Source organism: Zunongwangia endophytica, from assembly GCF_030409505.1.
GTDB classification, from domain to species: domain Bacteria; phylum Bacteroidota; class Bacteroidia; order Flavobacteriales; family Flavobacteriaceae; genus Zunongwangia; species Zunongwangia endophytica.
Genome location: NZ_JAUFPZ010000002.1, coordinates 79,086 through 103,407, shown reverse-complemented (window position 1 = coordinate 103,407; position 24,322 = coordinate 79,086). Strand labels below are relative to the sequence as shown.

Here is a 24,322-nt window from a genome sequence, read left to right as displayed (position 1 = left end):
GCAACTTATATTTGAATTGAAATCGACCAGATTTATTACTTTTGTTTGTTACGATTTTTGTAAAAAGACCTAATATTCATTTAAAGCTTAGTATTTTTGTCGACTATGAAGCAGGCAAGCACAATAAATATAAAAAACCGTAAGGCTAAATTTCAATATGAATTTCTAGACAAGTATGTCGCAGGAATTAAATTGGCCGGAACTGAAATTAAAGCGATCCGCCAGGGTAAAGCGAGTATCGCAGAAAGTTTTTGTGAATTTCAGGCGGGTGAATTATATGTGATTAATATGCACGTGGAAGAATATTCCCATGCTACCCATTTTAATCACAATCCAAAAAGTGAGCGTAAACTGTTATTACAGAAAAGAGAACTTAGAAAATTAGAAAAAGAAGTGAAAAATGGTGGTTTAACGATCATCCCGCTTCGCCTTTTTATAAATGATCGTGGCCTTGCTAAATTACAAATTTCCTTAGCTAAGGGTAAAAAGCTTTATGATAAGCGGGAAACTTTAAAGGATAGAGACAACAAACGAAAATTAGATCGCATAAAAAAGGAGTATAATTAAAAACTATACTCCTTTTCGTTTGGAAAAAAAATCTACTCTAACTCTCCATAACTAAAAGCCTTTTCTAAATTGGCTTTTAATGTTTTACGATGAATAAAAAAGTCTTTATCATCGGTTCTTTTTAATACTGCATAAGTTCCCTTCTTAGTCTCTTCTAAAGAAACAACTTCTACCTCTAGACCATTTAATTTTTTATAGTTTGGACGCTCTCCCTGTTTTACTAAAAAATTAAGCTTCGGAAGTTTTAACGATTGAAACTTTACATTACTGGAAGATTTTAAGGTAAATGTATCTCCCATTTCTACATTTTCAGGTTGTTGAGCAAAACCCAATCCTGAAATTACTAAACACAAGCTGAATAAAATTATAGTTCTCATTGGTTTCTTATTTTATATCAAACCTAGTGGTCTGAATTTAAAATATTATTGGATTCAGATTAAAATGCGATTAGAAATCGTTAATTTATTAATAAATTATACTAATTTTTATCAAATCATTAATATCATAAAATACAAGTATTTGATTTTCAGGCAAATAAAAAACCTGCTTTAGTTTTCACTAAAACAGGCTTTTCGCTGTTTTGAAATATTTTTTTTGGTCTATTCTTCTTCGTCTTTAGTCTCTACATTTTCTTCTTTAGAAAAATCTGTGAAACCATTTTTGGTAAGAAGATTATACCATTGGATGATCTTTTTTATATCACTAATATATACGCGATCAACGTCGTAATCTGGCAATACTTCAGAAAAGTAACTCTCTAGCTCATTTTTTGAAGACTTGTGGCTAATTGCCTCTCCCCCGTCTTCTTTTTCTTTAATATTTTCGAGAACCTGACCAAGAGGTACTTCTTCAGTATATGTATAAATTGCAATTTCGCTAAGAATGCTCACATTGTGACGCATATTTACAGCAATTTTCTTTCCGTCCAAGATTGATTTTGCAATAAATCCACCTCTAGTTTGTGCAGCAAGCTCATACAAACCTGGTTTTCCTGATATTGCTAAAATTTTATCTAATCCCATATTGTGTTTTGAATTTGGGTGGCAAATATCACACCCCGCTTTAAATTATCAAAAATATTAACGACCTTTTTTTGCGCTTGGAAAACGCATTCTATAGTCAACTTTTATTTTTCCTGAAGAAATCTTTTTTAAACGCCCGTTAATCAGTCGTTTTTTAAGACTTGAAATTTTTTCAGTAAAAAGAATTCCCTCGGTATGATCATACTCATGCTGAACTACTCTAGCAGCTAAACCGGTAAAAGTTTCTCTTTTTGTCTCGAAATTCTGATCTTGATATTCTATAGTTACTTCAGGTTTTCTAAAAATATCCTCTCTTACATCTGGAATACTTAAACAACCTTCAGAAAAAGCCCACTCATCTCCTGTCTCCTCAATTATCTGGGCATTTATGAATACTTTCTTGAATGACTTTAATTGCTCTTTTTCAGCATCACTCAAATCGTCATCTTCAGCAAATGGAGCGGCATCTATAACAAATAAACGAATAGGCACTCCCACTTGTGGAGCTGCCAAACCAACACCATAAGCATTGTACATGGTATCCCACATATTAGCGATTAGTTCTTCTAATTTGGGATAATCTTTATCAATTTCCTTTGCCTTCTTTTTTAAAACGGGATCACCGTAGGCAACTATTGGTAAAATCATATAATTATAATCTTTAATGTCTTTCTATATTAGACTCAACGCGCTTTCAGTATTCTTGCAATAGCCCATAGTTTCCAAGTAATATTACTAAAGAAATTAAGCTGAAAAACTTAAACCTACTTTAATAAAAATTTGATTTAATAAAGATAGGATTGAAGTATGATGGTAGCACTTACCTCATCGACTAAAGCTTTATTCTGGCGCTTTTTCTTTTTGAGTCCGCTATCAATCATTGTTTGAAAAGCCATCTTACTGGTAAAGCGCTCATCTACTCTTACGAGCTTAATATTAGGAAATTTCTCCGTAAATTTCTTTAAAAATTCAGTGATAAAAACTTCACTTTCACTGGCAGAATTATCCTTTTGTTTAGGCTCTCCCACGACAACAGTCTCTACTTTTTCTTTTTTGAAATAATCTTCTAAAAAGACCAAAAGCTCTGAAGTAGCTATCGTTGTAAGACCGCTGGCAATCATTTGGAGCTCATCGGTAACAGCTATTCCTGTTCTTTTTACTCCATAATCTAGTGCCATTACTCTTGCCATACTTCAAATTTTATGCAAAGGTAAGGTTTATATCCATAGCGCCCCAAAAATTACAATGAAGCTGTTATATTTGCTAAAAATAAGATTTATGGATCACTTAAAATCGAAAATTGAAGCAGCCTGGGAAAACCGAGAGCTGTTAAAAGATAAGGAAACTACCGATGCTATTAGAGAAGTAATCACGCTTCTTGATGAAGGTAAACTAAGAACTGCCGAGCCAATTAAAGGTGGATGGCAAGTTAACGAGTGGGTGAAGAAAGGCGTTGTGCTTTACTTCCCTATTCAGAAAATGGAAACTTTAGAAGCCGGTATTTTTGAATATCACGATAAAATGCCATTAAAAAAAGGCTACAAAGAGAAAGGAATTCGTGTAGTACCAAATGCTGTAGCAAGACACGGAGCTTATATCTCTAGCGGAGTGATAATGATGCCTAGTTATGTAAATATTGGAGCTCATGTTGAAGAAGGTACCATGGTAGATACCTGGGCAACTGTTGGTAGCTGTGCACAAATAGGTAAAAATGTTCACCTAAGTGGTGGTGTTGGTATTGGTGGTGTTTTAGAGCCATTGCAAGCCTCTCCAGTAATCATCGAAGACAATGCATTTTTAGGCTCACGTAGTATCGTGGTAGAAGGTGTTCGTGTAGAAAGAGAAGCTGTTCTTGGAGCTAACGTTGTTCTAACAGCCTCTACAAAAATTATTGATGTTACCGGCGACGAACCTGTAGAAATGAAAGGTAATGTTCCTGCAAGATCTGTAGTAATCCCTGGTAGCTATACTAAAAAATTCCCAGCGGGAGAATATAATGTGCCTTGCGCATTAATTATTGGAAAACGTAAAGAAAGTACCAATAAAAAGACTTCTCTAAACGATGCACTTAGAGAATATAATGTAGCGGTGTAATGAAAATACTGGTAATACAGCAAAAAATGATTGGGGACGTTCTTACGTCCTCAATTTTATTTGAAGCACTTCGGGAAGCTTATCCCGAGGCGCAATTGCATTACCTAATTTATCCGCACACCAAAGCAGTTGTAGAAAATAATCCCTTTATAGATAAAGTAATATTTGGAAAGGAAGACCTTCCTTTTTATAAACTAGTTTCTCAGATTAGTAAAGAAAATTATTACGCTATAATCGATGTTTATTCCACTTTAAAAACTGCTATTATTACAAATACATCTGGAGCAGATTATAAAATTGGTTTTAAAAAAGCCTATACTACTCCTTTTTACACGCATGTTTTTAGTAGAAATATACAGGCAGAAACAAATGCTGGCGCAGCAATAGAAAAGAGGATGCAGTTACTAAAACCCATCATCAAAGATGCGCCAATCCAAATAAAGCCGAAAATATATTTAAGTGCTACTGAAAAGAATAAAGCAAAAGAAAGTTTATTAAATGGAGGAATTAAACTTTCAGATTCCATTTATATGATTGGAGCTTTAGGAAGTTCTGAAAAGAAAACTTATCCACTCTCCTATTTAGCCATGGTCTTGGATCATATCGCAGCTAAAGAAAATACGTCCTTTTTGCTGAACTATATTCCCAGTCAAAAAGACCAAATCGAGAAATTACTGGCCTTCTGTAACAGTACCACACGAGAAAAAATCTACACCGATATTTACGGAAAAAGTCTTCGTGAATTCTTAGCGCTTACTAGTTTCTGCGATGGTATTATTGGCAATGAAGGTGGTGCCATCAATATGGCAAAAGCTTTAGACATTCCGTCATTTGCCATATTTTCTCCAGCTTTAAATAAAGCCAATTGGAATATTTATGAAGATGGAAAACACAATGTTTCTGTTCATTTAAAAGATTTCGAACCACAAATATTCTTAGATAAAGACCAGGAATATTTACATAAAAATGTTTTTGAACTTTACGAGCAATTTTTGCCTAATTACATGGAGAAGCAATTAGATAATTTTCTAAAACTGAATTCCAAATGAAGTATCGTTTTCTTATTTATATAAGCCATACCTACGCATTGCCTATTGGTATACCTCTTCAGGAGGAAATTAAGAGACGAAATTTTGATATGAAATGGTTCTCTGAACTCGATCCTCCAAAATCCTATTTTCCTGAAAATGGTGATTTAATAGCGCATATTGAAGATGCTATTGACTATGAACCGCACATCGTTCTTTGTATTACAGATGTTGTTGCCGATTTTTTACCCGGTTTGAAAGTTCAAATATTCCATGGATTTTTAGCCAACAAACATAGCGATGCAAAAGGACATTTTAGAATCAGAGGCTTATTTGATCTTTATTGCACGCAAGGACCGTCGACTACTATTCCTTTTAAAGAAATTCAGCAGAAAAAGAAGTATTTTTTAGTACGAGAAACGGGATGGTCTAAAGTAGATCCATTATTTAAAATTGAAGAAAAAGAACGAAATAAACCTACTATTCTTTTGTCTTCTACCTTCTCTCCCAAATATAGTTGGTTGTATAATACAGAAGTTATAGAGGAAATAAAAAGATTGTCTAAAACTGGAGAATTTGAATTCTTAGCAGTGCTTCATCCAAAAATGGATAAAGAAAAAATAGCGATCATAAAAAAATTGCAGCACGAAAACTTCAAATTTTATGATACTACGAATATTATTCCGCTATTTCGTGAAGCCGATATCATGTTTTCAGATACTACCTCAGCTATAACAGAATTTATTCTTCAGAAAAAACCGGTAGTTACTTTCAGAAATAATAAACCCGCTCCTCATCTTATCAATATTACCAATCCTGGGGAAATCGAAGATGCGATACGAAAAGCCATTTCATCTCCAGAAGATTTATTAAGTAATATTAATGCTTACATCCACGAAACTCATCCTTACTTTGACGGTAAAAGCAGTGAACGTGTAATTTCAACTTGTATTGAAGTTTTGCTCGCTGAAAAGCAAGATTTGGCAAAAAAACCACTGAATTTAGTAAGACGATATCAGCTAAGAAAAAAACTAGGATATTTTACATTGAAAAGCTATAGAAAACCTTTTACGCTAAATAGAAAGGATTAGTTTTTCCAAAATTTAAGCTGTTTCTTCAATCTTTTCTTTCTATAAAATTTCTCCTGAAATTCTTCTGTGAATCCCCACATGGTTTCAAATACTTCGTGCTCGTTCCATGCGGTAAGTATCGAATATTCATTTGCCATAATCTGAATCATTTCTTTTTTAGGCGTTAAACGAGAGAAATTCTTCATCCGCTGTTTAAAATCCAGCTGTTTAAAATTCATTCGGTTTAAATCTACCAGAAAGAAATTAAAATGATCACCATCTACCTGAATTAAGGTATTACCTGGAGAATGATCTAAAAACTCAATATTCTTCTCGTGTAGATCGTATGTAAACCTGGTAAAAGCTCTAAGAACAGATTCGTACTTCTCAGTGTCCTCTATTTTTTCAATATCCCTAAAAGTAAAATCGTATTCTAAGTGATCACTAATGTAGTAGCTGCGCCCAAAGGTAAGCCAATGGCATTCTTCAGCATAAGCAACAGGAAAAGGTGTTCCTATTTCTCTGGATAATAAATATTCTGCATAATTAAAACTACGTTCGGCTTTCGATTTTCTAAAAAAACGATAAACGAACATATTAATAAGATTGGGAACTCTAAAAGACTTTACATTTACTTCTCTTCCATTAAGGTCAAATGTTTTAATGGTATTACGACCATCACTAAGCACTTTACCTTGTTCTGAAAATTCAGATAAAATTTGTTCTATTCTTTTAGCTTCCGCCTTAAAAGCATCTGCATATACTATTTTCATACTACAAAATTACAATTATAGAAACTTATTGACTAATGAATATATGAATAGTATGTATGCTTTATTAATAAAAAGTTTATATTTTATGGTTCAATATCTTTTGCCATCATATTCTTTTCATTTATATTATATATAAAATTTATCCATATTTGCAATTAACTTTTAAATACAAGACTTGAAAGAGAAAAAGGTTTACATTTTACATAAAAATGGAGCTAATAGGCACTACGCAGGGCTTCAATATTTATTGGAAATGCAAGGAGGATCTATATACTATCGAGAATTCTCGATATTTACAAAAATTGCAAAAGCTGTAAAACGTTTAGATTCTCAACTCTTTATAAAGCAAATATCAAATCTCTTTTTCTTAATAAATTTAGTTTTCTCGAAAAACAAAAAAGTTGTTTTAGGCATTCCTCCTTTCGATAAAAAGCTAATTTTTTTATTGAAAATTTTAAAACATCATCGATTATTTTATCATACTTCCTGGACTTGTTGGGACAAAAGTTTTCATCCTAAAAAGCATGAACATAAAAAGGGAGTCATGAAAGCATGGAATTTTTTTCTTGAAAAAAAAGTGGAATATATATTTACTGTCACTAAAGAATCGAGCCAACAAATAAGCTCTAATTTTAAAGTAGATAATGATCGATTAGTAGTTGTGGCGCATTCCCTTACTATAGATTTTAAAGATATTTACAATTATGATAAGGAGGATAATAGTTTTATTTATTTAGGAAGATTGGTTCCGCAGAAAGGAATAGAGCAAATGCTATCCTGCTTCTCTAAAAAACCATCAGCGAAATTGACTATTATTGGTGCAGGATGTGACCAGTCATTAGTTGAAGATTTTAGTAAGCGGTTTAAGAATATAGAGTATCTCCCTTATATAAATAATAAAAAAGCACTTTCAAAAATAATGGCTCGGCATCAATACCTTATTTTGAATTCACAAAAAACTGAAAAATGGGAAGAGTTGTTTAGTTTGATTATTATCGAAGGCATGTCTTTAGGATTAATACCAATTTCAAGTGATCATACCGGCCCAAAAGAAATTATAACCGAAAAAACCGGATATTTATTTGAAGAGGGAAAAATAGAGGAGGCTTTAGAGTTTGTATTGGCAAAAGGTTACAATCCTATGTTGGCTAAAAATGCTATTAAACAGTCAAAACAATATTATCCCGAAAAAATTGCCGAACACTGGAAACCCATTCTATTATGAGAATCGCTATAAGTTGTATTATCGTTAATTATAACACAGCCAATTTCACACTAGATTGTGTGGCTTCAATTTTTGACATGCATCAAAGTACTGAAGCAATAGAAGTTATAGTTGTAGATAATGCTTCAGAAAAAAAGGATTATTTGCTTTTAAAAACTAAACTTCAGCAAGAAAACTTTCCAAACACAAAGCTTATTAGAAGTAAGCAAAATTTTGGTTTTGGTGCAGGAAACATGATAGGTATAAATGCAGCTTCGAATTGTGAATATTATGCTTTTATCAATAACGATACGCTACAGCTTACCGATAATTGTCTTTGGATTTTAAAGGAATTTATGGATTCTACGCCAGATGCCGGCGTATGCTCGCCTCAAATGCTGGACGAAGATAAAAAATTTAGAAGCACTATAGATCATTTTTCCTCGCTAAGTAGAGAAATATTAAAACGCTCATTTTTGGAAAAAGTAAATCCAAAAAAATATCCCAGCCGGAAAAATTTTTTCCACAAGCCAACCATCGTAAATTATGTGCAGGGATCTTTCATGTTTTTTAATGCAGAAGATTTTAATGAAATAGGTGGTTTTGACACCAATTTATTTCTGTTTTATGAAGAATCAGATCTTGGTTTAAGACTTTTAAAAGAGAGAAAAAAATACGCCTATATTTTTCCTGAAACGCAATACATTCATTTTAAAAGCATAAGTATCAAAAAGAATATTAATATCCTTATTAAAAGAGAACTAAAGATTTCATTACTCTACCACACCTACAAACATTACGGTTTTTTTGCGCATCAATTTTTACTGAATTTTCTTCGCATCAGGTATGGTTTGACCTCCATTGTAAAACCTAAATATTTTCAACTATTTAAACTGTTAATAAGAGGTGCACACCTTTCTGAATCTTTAAAGCAAAAACAGTCTTTAAAAAAATTATAATTTCCATAAGTATTTTCGTAAACCTATATTGTATTCTAAAAAAACTGTTAGTTACATTAATTTCTATTTTTGCCCATGTTTGAAGTTTCCATTTACTATTTTGATAAAAGCAATAAAATAGTAAATGGAAATTCAGGTTTTTCTGTAATTACTATTATCTAATAATATGGAAAATTTGTAACAATGAATTGATTATCTATACTACCAAGAAACATTATTTATCCATTTATTACTAGATGAATCCCCAATTATCTTCTGAGTTATGGTTCCATAGCAGCTAGTATCCCAATATGTTTCACTTTCTATTAAAGGACCTGCGTGTGTATGCGTTCTTAAAAGAAAATTCTGATTTGAACTGCAATCACTAGACCAGTTCAATACATAAGGATAAGGGTGATTTGTATATGTATCAGGATAAGTTCCGCCCCAATTATTTCTCAGGATTGAATTATCACTTATGCTAATCTCTATTTCACGCCCCTCAGTAGTTCCCGTCCATCTATTATTTCTTGGATTATACTCTAATTTAACACGTAACCATAAAGCATAATTATGAACACCATAAACACTTCCTGTTCGAATATGTTCTGAATATAATTCATTAACAAATTTAAATTTTTTCGATTTGGGCCCTTTATGTACTCCATTACCACAATCATCAATATAATCTTCTCTATAAAATTCCCATATGTAGTGGTCGATCTCACCGGTAATACTCATTTGTGATTTAGTTTGACTCCTTGATCCTTCATAAGGAATAGATTCTACATTTATTTGACCAAATGCAATTAATTCGTCTTTATTTTGCTTTTGGCTTAATAAATCTTTGTTTAAATCAAGTTCATATATAACTCCATCAGAAACCCAAAATGATTTATCCCCAATTAAGAATTGATTATCACTCCCCAAAATGGCCTGTAAAGCAGGCGAAAATGGTGATTCAGTATCTATTGCATAGCCGAATGCTGTTTCTAATTCTTGTAGATTTAATTCACTATTGGCATAATAGCGCTTGTAAAAATCATCCCAAGAATCAAACTTTTGATCGGCCTTAGTTAATTCCAAAATCCTATCAGATTTAACGAAATTTTCTGACTCAATTTGGTCATTTGAGCATCCAATTAAAAATGATGCAAAAACATAAATTAAAATAATTTTTCTCATGATTACATATTAGGTTATTTTCAAACTTAATATATAACGGTTACGAATAAATTAAGTTTAACATAATTTTAACAAAACCAAACTCCAGATAATTAAATAAAAATCTAATTAGCTTTTAGATTAAAATCCCTGCCTTTTATTTTTTCTGAAGTATCTTTGCCGGTCGTTAGCAAGGTAACTATGGAAGATAAAAAGACTGAAATTCAAAACTGTTTAGCCGTTTTAAAAAAAGGCGGACTTATTCTTTATCCTACCGATACGGTTTGGGGAATAGGTTGTGATGCCACCAATGCAGATGCTATTGATAAAATTTTCGCTTTAAAGAAAAGAGCAGAAAGCAAATCAATGATTTGTTTGGTAAACGATTTCAAAATGCTAAATGAATATGTGGAAGATATCCCCGAAGTTGCGTACGATATTCTTAAATACGCAGCAAAACCAACTTCCATCATTTATGATGATCCTATTAGAGTAGCTGAAAATCTAATTGCTGAAGATAATACGCTTGCGATTAGAGTGACCAAAGATCCTTTTTGTAAAGAACTTACCAGAAGACATCGTCGTCCTATAGTTTCTACATCTGCTAATATTAGTGGTGAACCCACTCCAAATTCATTTTCGCAAATTAGTCCTGAAATTTTAAAAGGTGTGGACTATGTAGTAAATTTGCACCAATCTAAAAAATCATCAAAACCTTCAGCAATAATAAAACTGAGCCTTGATGGAAAGGTTAAAGTGATACGGAAATAAAACATGCCTAATTTACAGAATTACAAAGAAGCTTTAGATCATCAGATTTTTAAGGTAATTTCTCAGGCTGCCGAAGAACTTCAATTAGAAAGTTACGTTATTGGTGGTTTTGTAAGAGATTTTATCTTGCAACGCGGTAATGCAAAAGATATAGATATTGTTGCTGTAGGCAGCGGCATCGATCTTGCACTAAAGGTCTCCGAGCTTCTTCCGCATAAACCAAAAGTACAGGTTTTTAAAAATTACGGTACCGCAATGCTACGCGCTTTTGATTTGGAAGTCGAATTTGTAGGCGCGCGCAAGGAAAGCTATTCTGAAGATAGTCGAAATCCGGTAGTAGAAAACGGAACTCTTGAAGATGACCAAAATCGTCGTGACTTTACGATAAACGCATTAGCATTAAGCTTAAATAAAAGCAATTTTGGTGATTTACTTGATCCGTTTAATGGACTTGAAGATCTAAAAACACAATTACTAAGAACACCGCTAGAACCGGGAATCACCTATTCAGACGATCCTTTACGAATGCTTAGAGCCATTCGATTTGCCTCTCAGCTGAACTTTGTAATCCAGAAGAAATCTTTAGATGCCATAAAAGAAAATTATAAGCGCATCAAAATCATTTCTAATGAAAGGATTACTGAAGAGTTGCATAAAATTTTATTATCTGAAAGACCTTCTAAAGGTTTTGCTCTTTTACATAAAACGAAGCTTTTAAAAATCATCCTTCCTGAACTTACTGCTCTAGAAGGTATCGACGAGATTGAAGGCCAACGCCACAAAGATAACTTTTGGCATACGCTTGAAGTTGTAGATAATATTAGTGAAAATAGCGACAATCTTTGGTTAAGATGGGCTGCTTTGCTGCACGATATTGGTAAAGCGCCAACCAAGAAATTTCATAAAAAGATTGGTTGGACATTTCATGGGCACGAGTTTGTAGGATCTAAAATGGTCTACAAACTTTTTAAGCGACTTCGAATGCCATTGAATGAAAAAATGAAGTTTGTTCAAAAAATGGTTTTAATGAGTTCTCGACCAATCGCAGTAGTCGATGATGATGTAACCGATTCTGCCGTGCGTAGATTAATATTTGATGCCGGTGAAAACATCGATGATTTAATGACCTTGTGCGAAGCCGATATTACCACAAAAAATCCACGTCGTTGTAAAAAGTACCACAACAACTTCAAGATTGTTCGACAGAAAATGAAAGAAGTTGAAGAACGCGATCACGTTCGTAATTTTCAGCCACCGGTTAGTGGAGAAGAGATAATGAAAACCTTCAATATAAAACCTTGCCGCGAAGTTGGGATCATAAAAGATGCTATCAAAGAAGCTATCTTAGAAGGTGAAATACTCAACGATTACGATGCTGCACATCAATTTATGCTGAAAAAAGGAAAAGAACTAAAATTACAACCTCAATAAAACTAATCTATTCTATCAACTAAAGAAGAATGCTTAAAAATAAAATGATCTAGGTTTTAAAAAGATAATTGAAAATTACGAATCTCAATTATCAGAAAAAATATAATGAAGACGGTAGATAATGAAAGACAATAAAAAAGTAGTATACTGGCTGTTAACAGGATGTGCCCTAATTTTTGTTATGGTAGTAGTTGGCGGGATTACTCGCTTAACCAACTCGGGGCTTTCGATATCAAATTATAAATTGATTCATGGTGTTATACCGCCAATGAATCAGCAGGAATGGGTAGAAGCTTTCGAACTTTACAAGCAATACCCCGAATATCAAAAACTTCATTATCATTTCAATTTAGAGGATTTTAAGCAAATTTATTTCTGGGAATGGATACACCGGGTAATCGGTCGACTTATCGGTGTGGTATTTATAATTCCATTTTTATATTTCTTACTTAGAAAACAGCTTTCTAAAGCTACGATCCGCAAAGCTAGTATCTTATTAGCCTTAGGTGCTTTTCAAGGTTTTATGGGTTGGTACATGGTAAAAAGCGGATTGGTAGACCGACCTTCTGTTAGCCATTATCGATTGGCAGCCCACCTTATGACGGCGTTTATAACTTTTGCCTATTCATTTTGGGTGGCGCTGGATATTATTTACAAAAACAACGTAAAACCGGCAGTTCCCAAAATGAAAAATTGGATTTGGGCAGGAATGATCGTGCTAATCCTACAGATAACCTGGGGTGCTTTTGTAGCAGGACTTGATGCAGGTTTTATCCATAATAGCTGGCCGCTAATGACAGACGGTAAGTGGATACACGAAACGGTTTATATTGAATTAGAACCGGTGTGGAGAAATTTTATTGCTGGTAAAAGCGGCGTTCAATTTGTACACCGCTATCTTGCCTGGTTCGTGGTAGGTTTTATAGTAATTATTTGGATAAAAGCTAAAAAACTAAGCTTAACAAAACCTCAGAAAAACGGAATCAATAGTGTTCTTATCATTGTTTGTCTTCAGTTTTTATTGGGCATATTCACTCTGATTTATCAGGTTCCGGTTTGGTTAGGTGTAACCCACCAGGTAGGTGCTTTTTTCTTATTAGCAAGCATGACTTTTATTTTGCACAGGTTCAGTAAATAAATTTCAAAATCCTTAAAGTTCTGGCGCAATGTATTTGCCAAATACAGTTTTGAAATTGTATCTTTGCTAACCAAATTTTCAATTATGGTTTATCGATTTAGAGTAATTCTAGACACGGCAGAAGATGTTTTTAGAGATATTGAAATTTTAAAAACCGATACGTTAGAAGATCTACATAACACTATCGTACAGGCTTTTGGATTTGACGGATCTGAAATGGCTTCATTTTATTTAAGTGATGAAGAGTGGAATCAAGGTGAAGAAATTCATCAATTTGACATGAGCGGTGGTGATGACAGCATTCGCTTGATGAATGAAACTACCTTGGATAGTGTTGTTTCTGAAGAGCAAACCAAATTACTTTACGTTTACGACTTTTTTAATATGTGGACGTTTATGGTAGAGCTTGCACAAATCGCCGAAATTGAAGAAGGTAGAGATTATCCTAATTTGATGTTCGTCCACGGGCAAATTCCATCAAACGCACCAGATAAAGAATTTAAAGCGGAAGGTGATCCTGAAGCTGACGAAAACTTTAATGATGATTTTGATGTAGACGATTACGACAGCTTTTCTTTCGACGAAAACTGGAACTAAGAAGCTATATTTTTCTAGCTAATTTTATCGATTTTAACTTTTACACGAAATGATCAATTTATACAACGCCCAGATCGAATCTTTATCGATTCATCGTGTGGGTAACAAAAGTCGTAATGAAAACATTTTTCTATCGGCTGCACCCTTTCAGTTAAACGACGAGATCACACCATTGATCAAGGAATATTTCTTAAAACCCTTCAGAGAAAAAGAAGAGAATTATTACAAATTTCAGCATGAAACAGATATAGAGTTCAATGAACTTTACAATCTTGCGAATGCGATTTTTGATAATCCTGAAAATATACACGAAGCTTCAAAAAAAATAACAACATTACTTTTTGAGCAATCTGCACATCCCCACATTAAAAGTGGTGAAGTGTATGTGGTTTATTTTGAAAATGCTCAGCTAGATAACGAAAAACTGCCGGCAATCGGAATTTTTAAATCTGAATTGAAGCATGATTTCTTGCAATTTCAGGAAAAAGGAAGCATTCTAGAAATGATTGTTCAGCAGGGAATTAATCTTCAGAAATTAGATAAAGGCGCCTTAATCTTCAATAAACAAAGAGAAGAAGGATATAAGATATTATCGATCGATTCTAACAAATATGATACTAAATATTGGTTAGAAAACTTCTTAGGAGTTGATGTCATGGCCGATGAAAATTACTACACTAAAAAGTATTTAAAATTCTGCCAGAATTTCGCTAAAGACGTAGTGTTACCTGCGGAAGACAAAAAAGAGGAAGTTATGTTTATGAACCGAAGTATGGACTACTTCGCAAAAAACGACGATTTTGAAGAATCAAACTTTCTTAACTCAGTAATCGATAATCCAGATTTGGTTCCTGAATTTCAGAATTATAAAACTGAAAAAGCACCAAAATATAAGATCGAAGATCTAACTACATTTCCAATTGCCAACAAAGCAGTAACCGATGCTCGTAAGAAGCTAAAAAATGTAATTAATTTGGATACCAATATTCAGATTAAAATGGATTTTGTAAATGCAGATTCGGCAGATAAATTTGTAGAAAAAGGTTGGGACGAAGAAAAACAGATGTATTATTACCTGGTTTACTTCAATAAAGAAGAAAAAAGCTAGACACTAGAATTTAATAAATAAAATAAAGGCCGAAATTATCGAATTTCGGCCTTTATTTTTTATTAGTTATCGGGTAACTTCTATAGCTTCAAAAGTATAAGATTCGCAATAATCATCGAGAATACCAGATTGAAATTTGCAAGATTTAGTCAGAAATTCTGCTTTAAATATTTGCTATTTTTTATCGTATTTTGATTTATAAATAAAATTCCGGATAGTAACTATTAGAGCTTTACTGCAGCATTCTTTTCATGTTTACATCTTCATAATTGCGCTGTACAAAATCTAGTGCGGTTCGTAAAATCTGTCCCATTGTGCTGGCGCGTTTAAATTTTACATCTTTGGTGAAATGATATAACTCGGTTCGTAACTGATTTACATTTTCTCTTGTAGAAACATGATCGTTACTCATACATTTTATCAATCGCTTAAACCTTGCCTGTGTATTAATCATCCTTTTAGCCAAAAGCGAACGTTCTTCTTTTCTATACTGCTCGATCGAAGACAATTGTAAACGTTCTGAAACTAATTTCACCATCATGTAATTCTCTTTAAAAAATTGCGGACGATAAACTTTAAATTTCCCTTCAAAACATTGTTGATCGAAATCTATGGCTCGTATTTGATATTGAACGTGATCAAAATCATGCGTTGGGATAACGACATAATTATAAGAACGCATATCGCCTAAAAGCCTAACCGTACAACGCTCATTAAATTTTACAAACTGTTTGGCAATTTGTGCTTTTTCCCATTCACTTAATTTCGGCAAATGATCTTCGATAAAAACATCACCCGGAATTCCTGCAATATGAGCTTCAATTAAGGTGTCTTTATAAACTAAAAAAGTAATACGGTGCGGTGATAGTAGATGCTCTAATTCTAAGCCATAAATTCGAGAGGCATCGGCTTTTTTCACATAAAAATACGTAAAAACATCGTTTAGAATATTTCTGACCTTTATCCGGAAGGGTTTAGAATTTCCGAAGGTGCAGTAATCGATAGCATCAACAGCAAGAAATTCTAACATGTCGTCACTACCATCAGAATGCAAAATGTTATAAATCTTTTTCAGACTTTCATCAATCTCCTGCCGCTCAAATTCAGGATAATAACAACGCACCCAAAATGTATCTTCATCATCCTGATCATAAACTACGATGGAACCAGAGAACCGTAATAAATCCTCGTAAAAAACAGGGATTTTTGTGTTTCGATTGTAACGTGCCAGATAGTTATTGAAACGATCGTTTACTGCAAAAGAAGGTTTCTTTTTAGACATCAATTTAGGTTCCATAATTCTTGCGCTTTGTTTAAACTCTTCCGAAGAAAGTTTATAAGATATTCAAATATTGATAAAAGAGACTACTTAGGGAAGCAATCATATTATTATTTCTGAAAAAAAATAATCAATGCCTGTTTCCAGAGGATCTTAAATTTCTATTATTGAGTAAAAGTAAAGATAGTAATACGAAAACTGTAACAAAAATGTAAATTAGTCGTCGAGTAGGTAAACGATCTCTTGGCTAAACCACGAGATAATTATTTAAAATTATTTTTATTTTAGAGGACAACCTCTAAATATTTAATCTCGATTATCGAGAAAAGCAACCATCTATTTTGGAAACAATACTTAGCATTAATCAATTAACAAAAGTCTACGGCCCGTTAAAGGCGGTAAACAATCTTTCTTTTACGATCGAGAAAGGAAACGTATACGGAATCTTGGGCCCTAACGGAAGTGGAAAATCTACCACGCTGGGAATGGTACTGAACGTTGTCAATAAAACTTCTGGTGATTTTCAGTGGTTTGATGGCGCCGAATCTACGCATGAAGCGCTTAAAAAAGTTGGAGCTATCATCGAGCATCCCAACTTCTATCCTTACATGACGGCATCGCAAAACCTTAAACTGGTTTGTAAAATAAAAGGAGTTTCTGAAAATAAAGTTGAAGAGAAGCTTAAGATTGTTGGACTTCTAGATAGAAAGGATAGTAAATTCAAAGCTTTTTCTTTAGGGATGAAACAGCGTTTAGCTATTGCCTCTGCCCTATTAAACGATCCTGAAATTTTAATTTTAGATGAACCAACCAATGGATTAGATCCACAGGGAATCCATCAAATTAGAGAAATTATACGAAACATTGCCGCAGGAGGAACTACCATTTTACTGGCGTCTCACCTTTTAGATGAAGTTGAAAAAGTGTGTAGCCATGTGGTAATTATTAGAAAAGGAGTTAAGCTTTATAGCGGACCGGTAGATGGCATTAATGCCAGCCATGGTTTCTTTGAATTAGAAGCTGAAAATACTGAATTACTTCAGCAATTATTAAGAGAACATCCGTCCATCGGAAAAGTTAGCTTAAACGGAACGCTGGTAACTGCAATCATCGAAAATCCCATGGGAGCTTCAGAAATTAACAGCTATCTTTTCGAAAAAGGACTTTCCTTAAGTTATCTGATTAAACGTAAAGAAAGTCTGGAAGAACAATTCCTTCAACTAACCAATCAAACTACCGCGTAATGTTACGACTCTTAAATATAGAATTTCTAAAACTTAGATACAGCCGATCGTCAAAGATCTTAATTCTAACTTATTTCATTTTAATAACTTTTATAGCTTTAATCGCATCGATAGAATTTCCTATTGGGCAGGTTAATTTCAGGATAGCAGATCAGGGGATTTTCAATTTTCCATTTATCTGGCATTTTAACAGCTATATTGCTGCAACACTAAAGTTATTCTTAGCAATTGTTATCGTGTCGATGATGTCCAATGAATACAGCAATAGAACGCTGAAACAGAACCTTATCGACGGACTTTCAAAAAAGGAATTTATTTTATCAAAATTCCTTACCGTGATGGCATTTTCTGTAGTTTCGACCATATTTTTATTTGTTGTATCACTTATATTAGGCCTTTCATTCTCAGATTTTAATGAATTCTCTATCATATTTTCTGATCTTGAATACATTCTGGCCTACTTTATAAAACTAACCGGATTCTTTGCATTCTGCCTATTCTTGGGAATCTTGGTAAAACGTTCCGCATTCGCGCTTGGATTCTTATTTATCTGGTGGATCATAGAAAGTATTTTATATGCCGTTTTAAGATGGAAAATTTTTGGAACCGAGATTGCAGATAAAATCGTTCAGTTTTTTCCGCTAGAATCAATGAGTAATTTAGTGAAAGAACCTTTTTCCAGACTTAATGCGGTGCAATCTGCAGCCAATCAGTTAGGATCGGCTTTCGAAAAAGATTATGATGTACACTGGTATCAACTATTGATTGTTTTAGTTTGGACAGGGCTATTCATTTATTTGTCTTATGCATTATTGAAGAAAAGAGATTTATAGACCAGAACGTTAATTTTTATTAGCTTTCAGTTTTCTTTTATACATTGTAGCATCATCAATCTCACATCCATGCTCAAAGAATATATCTTCCTAACACTAATATTGTTGGGCACATATTCTATTACTCTACATGCACAGAACAATCTCCCGAACGATTGTGTAAATGCTATTTTAGTTTGTGGAAATGGAGCTATATCTTCTAATGCAGAAGGTCCCGGTGATTTTCAGGAACTCAATGATCAAAATTCCTGTGGATTTCGTGAGATAAGTAGTGTATGGTTAGAAACTAGAATTGAAAAAAGTGGAACACTGGGTTTTAAAATCACACCTCAATCAACCGATCTTTCCGTCGATTATGATTTTTATGTATTTGGACCAAATATTACCTGTGGAAATCTTGGAAATACAATTAGATGTAACACTACCAATCCATTAGAATCACAATTAGGTTACAATCACACAGGAATGACTGACACAACAGACGTTCTTTATTCGGGTCCCGGTGCAGATGGAAATGGATATGTAAGATCGCTAGATGTGAAAGCGGGAGAAGTGTATTATATAGTTATCAACAGGCCTCATGGCGGTGGCGGTTTTGATCTTGAATGGAATGGTACTGCTATGCAAGACGGAAATGCATTTCCTGAGGGTGTAACCGCAAATACTCCAAACCCTATCATTGCTTGTGCGATAAATAATAAGGCTATTTTCGACTTATTCAGCACGATAAACGAGATAAGAACCACCACTGAAGATACTGTTACCTTTTACAGTTCGTTAGCGAATGCGAATGATCAAACTAATTCACTAAGTCAATACTTTGAAACTTCCTCATCTACCACTGTTTTCGCTAGAGTTTCTAATCCACAGGTAGAATGTTACGAAATTGTGGAATTAGATCTTGAAGTAAATTATGGTCCCGATGTGAAAGAGAATGTGACGCTCATCACATGTGATATTGGTAATAATGGCGAAGAACTTTTTGAATTGAATGCTGTATCATCCGAAATTCTAAATACTTTAAATAAAAACGATTATCAAGTAAGCTTTCATCAGGATAGTATTTCAGCAATAAACAACACAAACTTGCTAGCAGAAAATTATACCGCAAATCCGATGGAAATCTATGCTCGTGTTACCGAACTTAATGATTTGGGTTGCTTCAGTATATCAAATATTTCTTTGGAACTTATTCCAACTCCTATTGTAAATGATTATAAACTAATTCAATGTGATGTTGATCCAAGCAATTCAACTGACGGAATAACAAGAACAAATTTAACTGAAGCTGAAGCTTTTTTGGCTAACATTGATAGCACTTACACCTATACTTATTTCAGAAATCAAAAAGATTTTGATAATAATGATCAAATTCAAAATCCCGAGCGTTTTTTAAACAATCTTGCTTTTCAGCAAAATTTAATTGTGCGAATAGAGAATGAAGATACGGGCTGTTTTTCTACGGCAAATTTATTTTTGGAAATACTAGAAACAACTGCAAGTTTGCCAGAATTCGGTCCATATTACAGCTGTGATAAGAGTGAAATCAACGAAGAAATTTTTGGAGAATTTGATCTTGCTAAAATTGCGGAGGACTATCAAAATTTAGAAGTTAACTTTTATGAAACTTTAGAAAATGCTACGCTGGAAGTTGATGCATTACCTGAAAACTACTCCACTGGCACTACCACTATTTACGCTCGACTAGAAAATTTGAATGAATGTCAGGGTATTGAAAAAGTAGAATTGATCGTTCGAGAAAATCCAGATATTCAATTAAAGGACACTTATAGTTTGTGCTTAAATGAAGGAACTTTACAAATTCAGGCAACAAATTTTAGTAGTTATGAATGGCTGAAAAAGGACTCTTCAGCAGCATTTATAACTATAGGTTCGGGAAAATCAATAAATATTACTGAAACCGGCGTTTATAAATTGATAGCAACGAATACAGCAAACGGCCTTTCCTGCTTTTCAGAAAAAGAATTTAATGTCGAAGTATCTAATATTGCTAAAATATCCAAGGATCCAGATGTCAGCGATATTTCAGACATTAATATCGTCACACTATTTGCTAGTGGCGAAGGTGATTATGAATATGCTATGGAAACACCAGACGATTTTCAGGATAGTAATACGTTTGAAAATGTTCCACCTGGATTTGTTACTTTTTTTGTTCGCGATAAAAATGGCTGCGGAATATTAGAAACTGAGGTTGCGATAATTGGCTATGATAAATTTTTCACGCCAAATAATGATGGGATTAATGATTACTGGAAAATAAAAGGAATAAACTCTCAAATCCAAGCTAAAAGCGATATTCAGATCTATGATAGGTATGGTGTAATTGTCGCAAGAATACGTCCCGAAGATGCCGGCTGGGATGGAACTTTTAGAGGGAAAACATTTCCAGAAGATGATTATTGGTTTAAAGTTGAATTGGAAAACGGAAAGATCTTTAAAGGACATTTTAGCTTGCTGCGATAATTTCTTAGCCCCTATTTGAATAGGCACATTTATTGCTTAACTTCGTAAGGCTAAGAAAAAGAACGCATGAAATTTAAGATTGAATCTGAATACAAACCTACCGGAGATCAGCCAAACGCCATAAAGGAATTGGTTAGCGGGATAGAAAGAAACGACCAGTTTCAAACCTTACTAGGGGTTACCGGTTCTGGTAAAACATTTACGGTGGCAAATGTGATTGAAAAAGTCCAAAAACCGACTTTGGTTTTGGCTCATAACAAAACACTTGCGGCACAGCTGTATTCAGAATTCAAGCAATTTTTTCCTGACAATGCGGTAGAATATTTTGTTAGTTACTACGATTATTATCAACCGGAAGCTTTCATTCCTTCTTCAGGAACTTACATCGAGAAAGATCTTTCGATAAATGAAGAGATCGAAAAATTGAGATTAAGCACTACTTCCTCCCTACTTAGCGGAAGGCGTGACGTAATCGTTGTTGCGTCGGTTTCTTGTCTGTACGGTATTGGTAACCCGGTTGAGTTTAAAAAGAATGTGGTTTCCATTGAAAGAGATATGGAAATTTCTCGAACTAAATTCCTCCATAGTTTAGTGCAGAGTTTATATTCTAGAACTGAAGCAGAATTTGTGCACGGAAATTTTAGAATTAAAGGCGATACCGTAGATGTATTTCCTAGCTATGCCGACAATGCATTTCGTATTCACTTTTTTGGAGATGAAATAGAAGAGATTGAAGCTTTTGATCCGGCTACAAATGATATTCTTGAAAAATACGAGCGATTAAATATTTACCCGGCGAATATGTTTGTGACGTCTCCTGATGTGTTGCAAAATGCGATACGCAGCATTCAGGATGATCTCGTAAAACAAGTGGATTATTTTAGGGATATTGGCAAACATCTGGAAGCAAAAAGATTGGATGAAAGAACGAATTTCGATTTAGAAATGATTCGAGAACTTGGATATTGCTCTGGGATCGAGAATTATTCTCGTTATCTTGATGGGCGTCATCCAGGAACGCGACCTTTCTGCCTTTTAGATTATTTTCCAGATGATTTTTTAATGGTGGTAGACGAATCTCACGTTACCATTCCGCAAGTGCATGCCATGTACGGTGGTGACCGCTCTCGTAAAGAAACTTTGGTAGATTATGGATTTAGGTTACCTGCTGCGATGGATAACCGTCCATTGAAATTCGAAGAATTCGAAATACTTCAAAATCAGGTAATTTATGTTAGTGCCACACCTGCTGATTATGAATTGCAAAAAAGTGAAGGTGTTTACGTAGAACAAGTAATTAGACCAACCGGACTGTTGGATCCTATTATTGAAGTTCGTCCTAGCCAAAACCAAATCGATGATTTAATTGAAGAAATACAAGTAAGGGTTGAAAAAGATGAGCGGACTTTAGTAACCACACTTACCAAAAGAATGGCTGAAGAACTCGCCAAATATTTGACTAGAATTGATATTCGTTGCCGTTATATCCATAGTGATGTGGATACTTTAGAACGTGTTGAAATTATGCAGGATCTAAGACGCGGAATTTTTGATGTGCTTATTGGAGTGAATTTATTAAGAGAAGGATTAGATTTACCTGAAGTCTCTCTAGTCGCAATTATTGATGCTGATAAGGAAGGTTTTTTAAGAAGTAATCGCTCTTTAACGCAAACTATAGGGCGTGCTGCTCGTAATGTTGAAGGGAAAGCCATTTTGTATGCTGACAAAATTACCGACAGCATGCAAAAAACAATAGACGAAACCGAATATCGTCGTACTAAGCAAATGAATTATAACACGGCTCATAATATAACACCTAAACCGCTAACGAAAAAACTAGAGACTTCAACCTTAGTAAAGAAAAAATTAGAGATTTTTGAAGGTGATAATAAACCACCAATGCAAGCTGCAGAGGAAGAGGGTGCTTATTTGACCAAGCCTCAAATTGATAAAAAAATTAAAGAAAAGAGGAAATCTATGGAAACTGCTGCTAAAGAACTTGACTTCATGGAAGCAGCCAGATTGCGCGATGAAATTAAGATACTTCAGGATAAATTGAAAGAATTAGCATAGTTTTATAAAAAATTAAAATATAATTAACTCATAAAATATTGATATAAAGGGTTTTATAATTTAATTTTAGAGAACTTTTTCTCATAACCCAAAAAACCGAGGCTTTATAAGTAATTTAAAATTAACTACTTATGAAGAGTCAATTCTTTATTTTATCGTTATTCGCTGTCGTTTTTTCTATTAATGCTCAGGTAGGAATTAATACTGATAACCCTAAAGCTTCTTTAGACATCGCTAGTTCGGATGCGGATGATCCTTCGGTTACTGACGGAATACTAATTCCACGTATTTCAAAATTTCCTTCAAAAACACCAAGTACGAATCAAGATGGAATGATGATCTATCTTATCAGCGATTTTAAAAATTACTCTAGAGGCTTTTATTTCTGGAATGCTGAAGAGAAAACATGGGCACCTATAAAAGGTAAATTTTCGGAAGCAAACTTTTACGGAATCTATACCAAGGAATCCCCCAATAATATCGAAGATGCTCTCTATAGAGCCGGGAATGTTGGTATCGGCACCGACGATGTTGAGTCTAAAATTCAGATTGAAGTTCGCGAAGATGAAGATGACCCAATTAAAAAAGGTATAGAGATTGACAATCAGAATTCTGAAGAAAATGTAAAGACCACTTATGGAATAGAAAATACAAACCGAAGTGCAACCAATGGAAAAAAGTACGGAATCAAAAACAATGTAAACGGAACAGGTTCTGGAATTCATTACGGTATTTTCAATGAAACTTTTCAAAATACAGGAACAAATGACATATATGGTTTATTTAATCGTGTAGGTCGTACGTATGGAGCGAAAAGCGATAATTATGGCATGTATTCGATCATTGGAAGTTCTACTGCTCAAGGGAATATTTACGGAGTATATGCCAAGGCCGAAGGCGATCGAAACGCTAAAGTGTTTGCAGGCTACTTTGCAGGTCGACTAGGAATTGGCAATACACCTTCCACAGAATATATTTTCCCTGCTGAAAGAGGATTAGAAAATATGATCTTAGCACTTGCTGAAGATGGAAATTTAAGATGGCGACCGCCGACTTTTTATCCGTATGTTTCTTCAACCAGCACTACCGGAACTTTTGTAATACAAGAAGATTTAGGTGCTTTAAGGATCAATAATAGTCTAAGTAGCATTAGAATTCCTGATGCTTCAGAAAATAAAGGAAGAACTATTATTTTAGCCTGCTGGTCTACTACTTCAGATAAACCATTGGATTTTGTAAACGGAGATGACTTATTTGACGTTACCACAAACAGCTCTGTATCGAATATAGAAGCTGGCACCGTTTTAACCATTTTGAGCGCAGGCAATAGGTGGCTGGTAATTAATAAATATGATAAGTAAATAATTCTGGCGCAAGCCCAAGGAGCATTTTAGCGGAATTCATTTTAAACTTTAAAAATTTACTAGCGAAACAAGTATTGGTGTATTCCTTCATAAAATAAAAAAAGCCGAATCTCGCGATTCAGCTTTCAATATTTTTA

At 33.9% G+C, this 24,322-nt stretch carries 23 protein-coding genes; 16 read left to right on the top strand and 7 right to left on the bottom strand.

All coding sequences use genetic code 11. The annotated features are described in order from the left end of the window. Positions 1-105: 105 nt before the first annotated feature. On the top strand, positions 106-567 hold the full coding sequence (gene smpB, locus QWY91_RS00645; RefSeq protein WP_290230664.1) for an SsrA-binding protein SmpB: 462 nt from the start codon (positions 106-108) through the stop codon (positions 565-567). Between the two features lie 32 nt (positions 568-599). Here the strand turns inward: smpB and QWY91_RS00640 are convergent, their stop codons facing one another. The 4 genes from QWY91_RS00640 to ruvX form a co-directional block, all read right to left on the bottom strand. After that, positions 600-944 carry a hypothetical protein gene (locus tag QWY91_RS00640; protein WP_290230662.1) on the bottom strand — a complete coding sequence of 115 codons (345 nt, stop codon included), beginning with the start codon at positions 942-944 and terminating at the stop codon, positions 600-602. A gap of 222 nt (positions 945-1,166) precedes the next feature. Further along, positions 1,167-1,589 (bottom strand): DUF5606 family protein, encoded by a 423-nt coding sequence (locus QWY91_RS00635; RefSeq protein WP_290230660.1) that lies wholly within the window; start codon positions 1,587-1,589, stop codon positions 1,167-1,169. 57 nt (positions 1,590-1,646) lie between these two features. After that, entirely contained in the window at positions 1,647-2,237 is a 591-nt protein-coding gene (def, locus tag QWY91_RS00630; protein WP_290230657.1) for a peptide deformylase, read from the bottom strand. 137 nt (positions 2,238-2,374) lie between these two features. Then, complete coding sequence (gene ruvX, locus QWY91_RS00625; RefSeq protein WP_290230654.1) at positions 2,375-2,779, bottom strand: Holliday junction resolvase RuvX; 405 nt, start codon at positions 2,777-2,779, stop codon at positions 2,375-2,377. A gap of 88 nt (positions 2,780-2,867) precedes the next feature. Between ruvX and QWY91_RS00620 the strand changes: the two genes are divergently transcribed. From QWY91_RS00620 to QWY91_RS00610, 3 genes are read left to right on the top strand one after another with little or no spacing between them, the layout of a single operon-like run. Further along, positions 2,868-3,683 carry a 2,3,4,5-tetrahydropyridine-2,6-dicarboxylate N-succinyltransferase gene (locus QWY91_RS00620; protein ID WP_290230652.1) on the top strand — a complete coding sequence of 272 codons (816 nt, stop codon included), beginning with the start codon at positions 2,868-2,870 and terminating at the stop codon, positions 3,681-3,683. Then, positions 3,683-4,732, top strand: coding sequence for a glycosyltransferase family 9 protein (locus tag QWY91_RS00615; protein ID WP_290230651.1), 1,050 nt, complete (start codon positions 3,683-3,685; stop codon positions 4,730-4,732). Before QWY91_RS00620 ends, QWY91_RS00615 begins: the two co-directional genes overlap by 1 nt. Next, a complete protein-coding gene (locus QWY91_RS00610; RefSeq protein ID WP_290230648.1) occupies positions 4,729-5,802 on the top strand; it encodes a UDP-N-acetylglucosamine 2-epimerase in 1,074 nt (357 codons plus the stop codon). The genes QWY91_RS00615 and QWY91_RS00610 overlap by 4 nt, the downstream gene beginning before the upstream one ends. Here the strand turns inward: QWY91_RS00610 and QWY91_RS00605 are convergent. Continuing rightward, complete coding sequence (locus QWY91_RS00605; protein ID WP_290230645.1) at positions 5,799-6,554, bottom strand: lipopolysaccharide kinase InaA family protein; 756 nt, start codon at positions 6,552-6,554, stop codon at positions 5,799-5,801. The two genes, QWY91_RS00610 and QWY91_RS00605, sit on opposite strands and share 4 nt — an antisense overlap. Before the next feature lie 175 nt (positions 6,555-6,729). Between QWY91_RS00605 and QWY91_RS00600 the strand changes: the two genes are divergently transcribed. Together QWY91_RS00600 and QWY91_RS00595 are read left to right on the top strand one after the other, a co-directional pair. Continuing rightward, a complete protein-coding gene (locus QWY91_RS00600) occupies positions 6,730-7,779 on the top strand; it encodes a glycosyltransferase (protein ID WP_290230643.1) in 1,050 nt (349 codons plus the stop codon). After that, positions 7,776-8,717 carry a glycosyltransferase family 2 protein gene (locus QWY91_RS00595; protein ID WP_290230641.1) on the top strand — a complete coding sequence of 314 codons (942 nt, stop codon included), beginning with the start codon at positions 7,776-7,778 and terminating at the stop codon, positions 8,715-8,717. Before QWY91_RS00600 ends, QWY91_RS00595 begins: the two co-directional genes overlap by 4 nt. Before the next feature lie 201 nt (positions 8,718-8,918). Here QWY91_RS00595 and QWY91_RS00590 read toward each other — a convergent pair whose 3' ends face one another. Continuing rightward, on the bottom strand, positions 8,919-9,881 hold the full coding sequence (locus QWY91_RS00590; RefSeq protein ID WP_290230638.1) for a hypothetical protein: 963 nt from the start codon (positions 9,879-9,881) through the stop codon (positions 8,919-8,921). A gap of 180 nt (positions 9,882-10,061) precedes the next feature. On the opposite strand from QWY91_RS00590, the gene QWY91_RS00585 reads away from it, so the two are divergent. From QWY91_RS00585 to QWY91_RS00565, 5 genes are all read left to right on the top strand, one after another. After that, positions 10,062-10,631, top strand: a complete 570-nt coding sequence (locus QWY91_RS00585; RefSeq protein ID WP_290230636.1) for an L-threonylcarbamoyladenylate synthase — start codon at positions 10,062-10,064, stop codon at positions 10,629-10,631. Positions 10,632-10,634: 3 nt separating this feature from the next. Further along, positions 10,635-12,062, top strand: a complete 1,428-nt coding sequence (locus tag QWY91_RS00580; RefSeq protein WP_290230634.1) for a CCA tRNA nucleotidyltransferase — start codon at positions 10,635-10,637, stop codon at positions 12,060-12,062. Positions 12,063-12,183: 121 nt separating this feature from the next. Beyond that, a complete protein-coding gene (locus tag QWY91_RS00575) occupies positions 12,184-13,200 on the top strand; it encodes a COX15/CtaA family protein (RefSeq protein ID WP_386270460.1) in 1,017 nt (338 codons plus the stop codon). 84 nt (positions 13,201-13,284) lie between these two features. Continuing rightward, complete coding sequence (locus tag QWY91_RS00570) at positions 13,285-13,797, top strand: IS1096 element passenger TnpR family protein (protein WP_290230632.1); 513 nt, start codon at positions 13,285-13,287, stop codon at positions 13,795-13,797. A 49-nt stretch (positions 13,798-13,846) separates the two neighbouring features. Beyond that, on the top strand, positions 13,847-14,905 hold the full coding sequence (locus QWY91_RS00565) for a nucleoid-associated protein (protein WP_270060689.1): 1,059 nt from the start codon (positions 13,847-13,849) through the stop codon (positions 14,903-14,905). Between the two features lie 232 nt (positions 14,906-15,137). Here the strand turns inward: QWY91_RS00565 and QWY91_RS00560 are convergent, their stop codons facing one another. Next, the gene (locus QWY91_RS00560) at positions 15,138-16,202 is read right to left on the bottom strand and encodes a hypothetical protein (protein ID WP_290230629.1); all 1,065 of its coding nucleotides are present in this window, start codon (positions 16,200-16,202) and stop codon (positions 15,138-15,140) included. Between the two features lie 323 nt (positions 16,203-16,525). Here QWY91_RS00560 and QWY91_RS00555 point away from each other — a divergent pair, with 323 nt between their 5' ends. The 5 genes from QWY91_RS00555 to QWY91_RS00535 all read left to right on the top strand — a co-directional run bounded on the left by QWY91_RS00555 (position 16,526) and on the right by QWY91_RS00535 (position 24,182). After that, complete coding sequence (locus QWY91_RS00555; RefSeq protein WP_290230628.1) at positions 16,526-17,428, top strand: ABC transporter ATP-binding protein; 903 nt, start codon at positions 16,526-16,528, stop codon at positions 17,426-17,428. After that, the gene (locus QWY91_RS00550; protein WP_290230626.1) at positions 17,428-18,261 is read left to right on the top strand and encodes an ABC transporter permease; all 834 of its coding nucleotides are present in this window, start codon (positions 17,428-17,430) and stop codon (positions 18,259-18,261) included. The genes QWY91_RS00555 and QWY91_RS00550 overlap by 1 nt, the downstream gene beginning before the upstream one ends. A gap of 69 nt (positions 18,262-18,330) precedes the next feature. Then, positions 18,331-20,748, top strand: coding sequence for a T9SS type B sorting domain-containing protein (locus QWY91_RS00545; RefSeq protein ID WP_290230624.1), 2,418 nt, complete (start codon positions 18,331-18,333; stop codon positions 20,746-20,748). Between the two features lie 66 nt (positions 20,749-20,814). After that, complete coding sequence (uvrB, locus tag QWY91_RS00540; protein ID WP_290230621.1) at positions 20,815-22,821, top strand: excinuclease ABC subunit UvrB; 2,007 nt, start codon at positions 20,815-20,817, stop codon at positions 22,819-22,821. A gap of 131 nt (positions 22,822-22,952) precedes the next feature. Beyond that, the gene (locus tag QWY91_RS00535; RefSeq protein WP_290230620.1) at positions 22,953-24,182 is read left to right on the top strand and encodes a phage tail-like protein; all 1,230 of its coding nucleotides are present in this window, start codon (positions 22,953-22,955) and stop codon (positions 24,180-24,182) included. The last annotated feature ends 140 nt before the right edge of the window (positions 24,183-24,322 follow it).

Excerpts from the sequence above, each read along its gene's own strand:
- QWY91_RS00595 (WP_290230641.1), top strand. The coding sequence starts at position 7,776 with ATGAGAATCGCTATAAGTTGTATTATCGTTAATTATAACACAGCCAAT.
- QWY91_RS00545 (WP_290230624.1), top strand. The coding sequence starts at position 18,331 with ATGCTCAAAGAATATATCTTCCTAACACTAATATTGTTGGGCACATAT.
- uvrB (WP_290230621.1), top strand. The coding sequence starts at position 20,815 with ATGAAATTTAAGATTGAATCTGAATACAAACCTACCGGAGATCAGCCA.
- QWY91_RS00535 (WP_290230620.1), top strand. The coding sequence starts at position 22,953 with ATGAAGAGTCAATTCTTTATTTTATCGTTATTCGCTGTCGTTTTTTCT.
- QWY91_RS00620 (WP_290230652.1), top strand. The coding sequence starts at position 2,868 with ATGGATCACTTAAAATCGAAAATTGAAGCAGCCTGGGAAAACCGAGAG.
- QWY91_RS00590 (WP_290230638.1), bottom strand. The coding sequence starts at position 9,881 with ATGAGAAAAATTATTTTAATTTATGTTTTTGCATCATTTTTAATTGGA.
- QWY91_RS00550 (WP_290230626.1), top strand. The coding sequence starts at position 17,428 with ATGTTACGACTCTTAAATATAGAATTTCTAAAACTTAGATACAGCCGA.
- def (WP_290230657.1), bottom strand. The coding sequence starts at position 2,237 with ATGATTTTACCAATAGTTGCCTACGGTGATCCCGTTTTAAAAAAGAAG.
- QWY91_RS00640 (WP_290230662.1), bottom strand. The coding sequence starts at position 944 with ATGAGAACTATAATTTTATTCAGCTTGTGTTTAGTAATTTCAGGATTG.
- QWY91_RS00605 (WP_290230645.1), bottom strand. The coding sequence starts at position 6,554 with ATGAAAATAGTATATGCAGATGCTTTTAAGGCGGAAGCTAAAAGAATA.
- QWY91_RS00615 (WP_290230651.1), top strand. The coding sequence starts at position 3,683 with ATGAAAATACTGGTAATACAGCAAAAAATGATTGGGGACGTTCTTACG.
- QWY91_RS00575 (WP_386270460.1), top strand. The coding sequence starts at position 12,184 with ATGAAAGACAATAAAAAAGTAGTATACTGGCTGTTAACAGGATGTGCC.
- smpB (WP_290230664.1), top strand. The coding sequence starts at position 106 with ATGAAGCAGGCAAGCACAATAAATATAAAAAACCGTAAGGCTAAATTT.
- ruvX (WP_290230654.1), bottom strand. The coding sequence starts at position 2,779 with ATGGCAAGAGTAATGGCACTAGATTATGGAGTAAAAAGAACAGGAATA.
- QWY91_RS00580 (WP_290230634.1), top strand. The coding sequence starts at position 10,635 with ATGCCTAATTTACAGAATTACAAAGAAGCTTTAGATCATCAGATTTTT.
- QWY91_RS00560 (WP_290230629.1), bottom strand. The coding sequence starts at position 16,202 with ATGGAACCTAAATTGATGTCTAAAAAGAAACCTTCTTTTGCAGTAAAC.
- QWY91_RS00565 (WP_270060689.1), top strand. The coding sequence starts at position 13,847 with ATGATCAATTTATACAACGCCCAGATCGAATCTTTATCGATTCATCGT.
- QWY91_RS00635 (WP_290230660.1), bottom strand. The coding sequence starts at position 1,589 with ATGGGATTAGATAAAATTTTAGCAATATCAGGAAAACCAGGTTTGTAT.
- QWY91_RS00610 (WP_290230648.1), top strand. The coding sequence starts at position 4,729 with ATGAAGTATCGTTTTCTTATTTATATAAGCCATACCTACGCATTGCCT.
- QWY91_RS00585 (WP_290230636.1), top strand. The coding sequence starts at position 10,062 with ATGGAAGATAAAAAGACTGAAATTCAAAACTGTTTAGCCGTTTTAAAA.
- QWY91_RS00570 (WP_290230632.1), top strand. The coding sequence starts at position 13,285 with ATGGTTTATCGATTTAGAGTAATTCTAGACACGGCAGAAGATGTTTTT.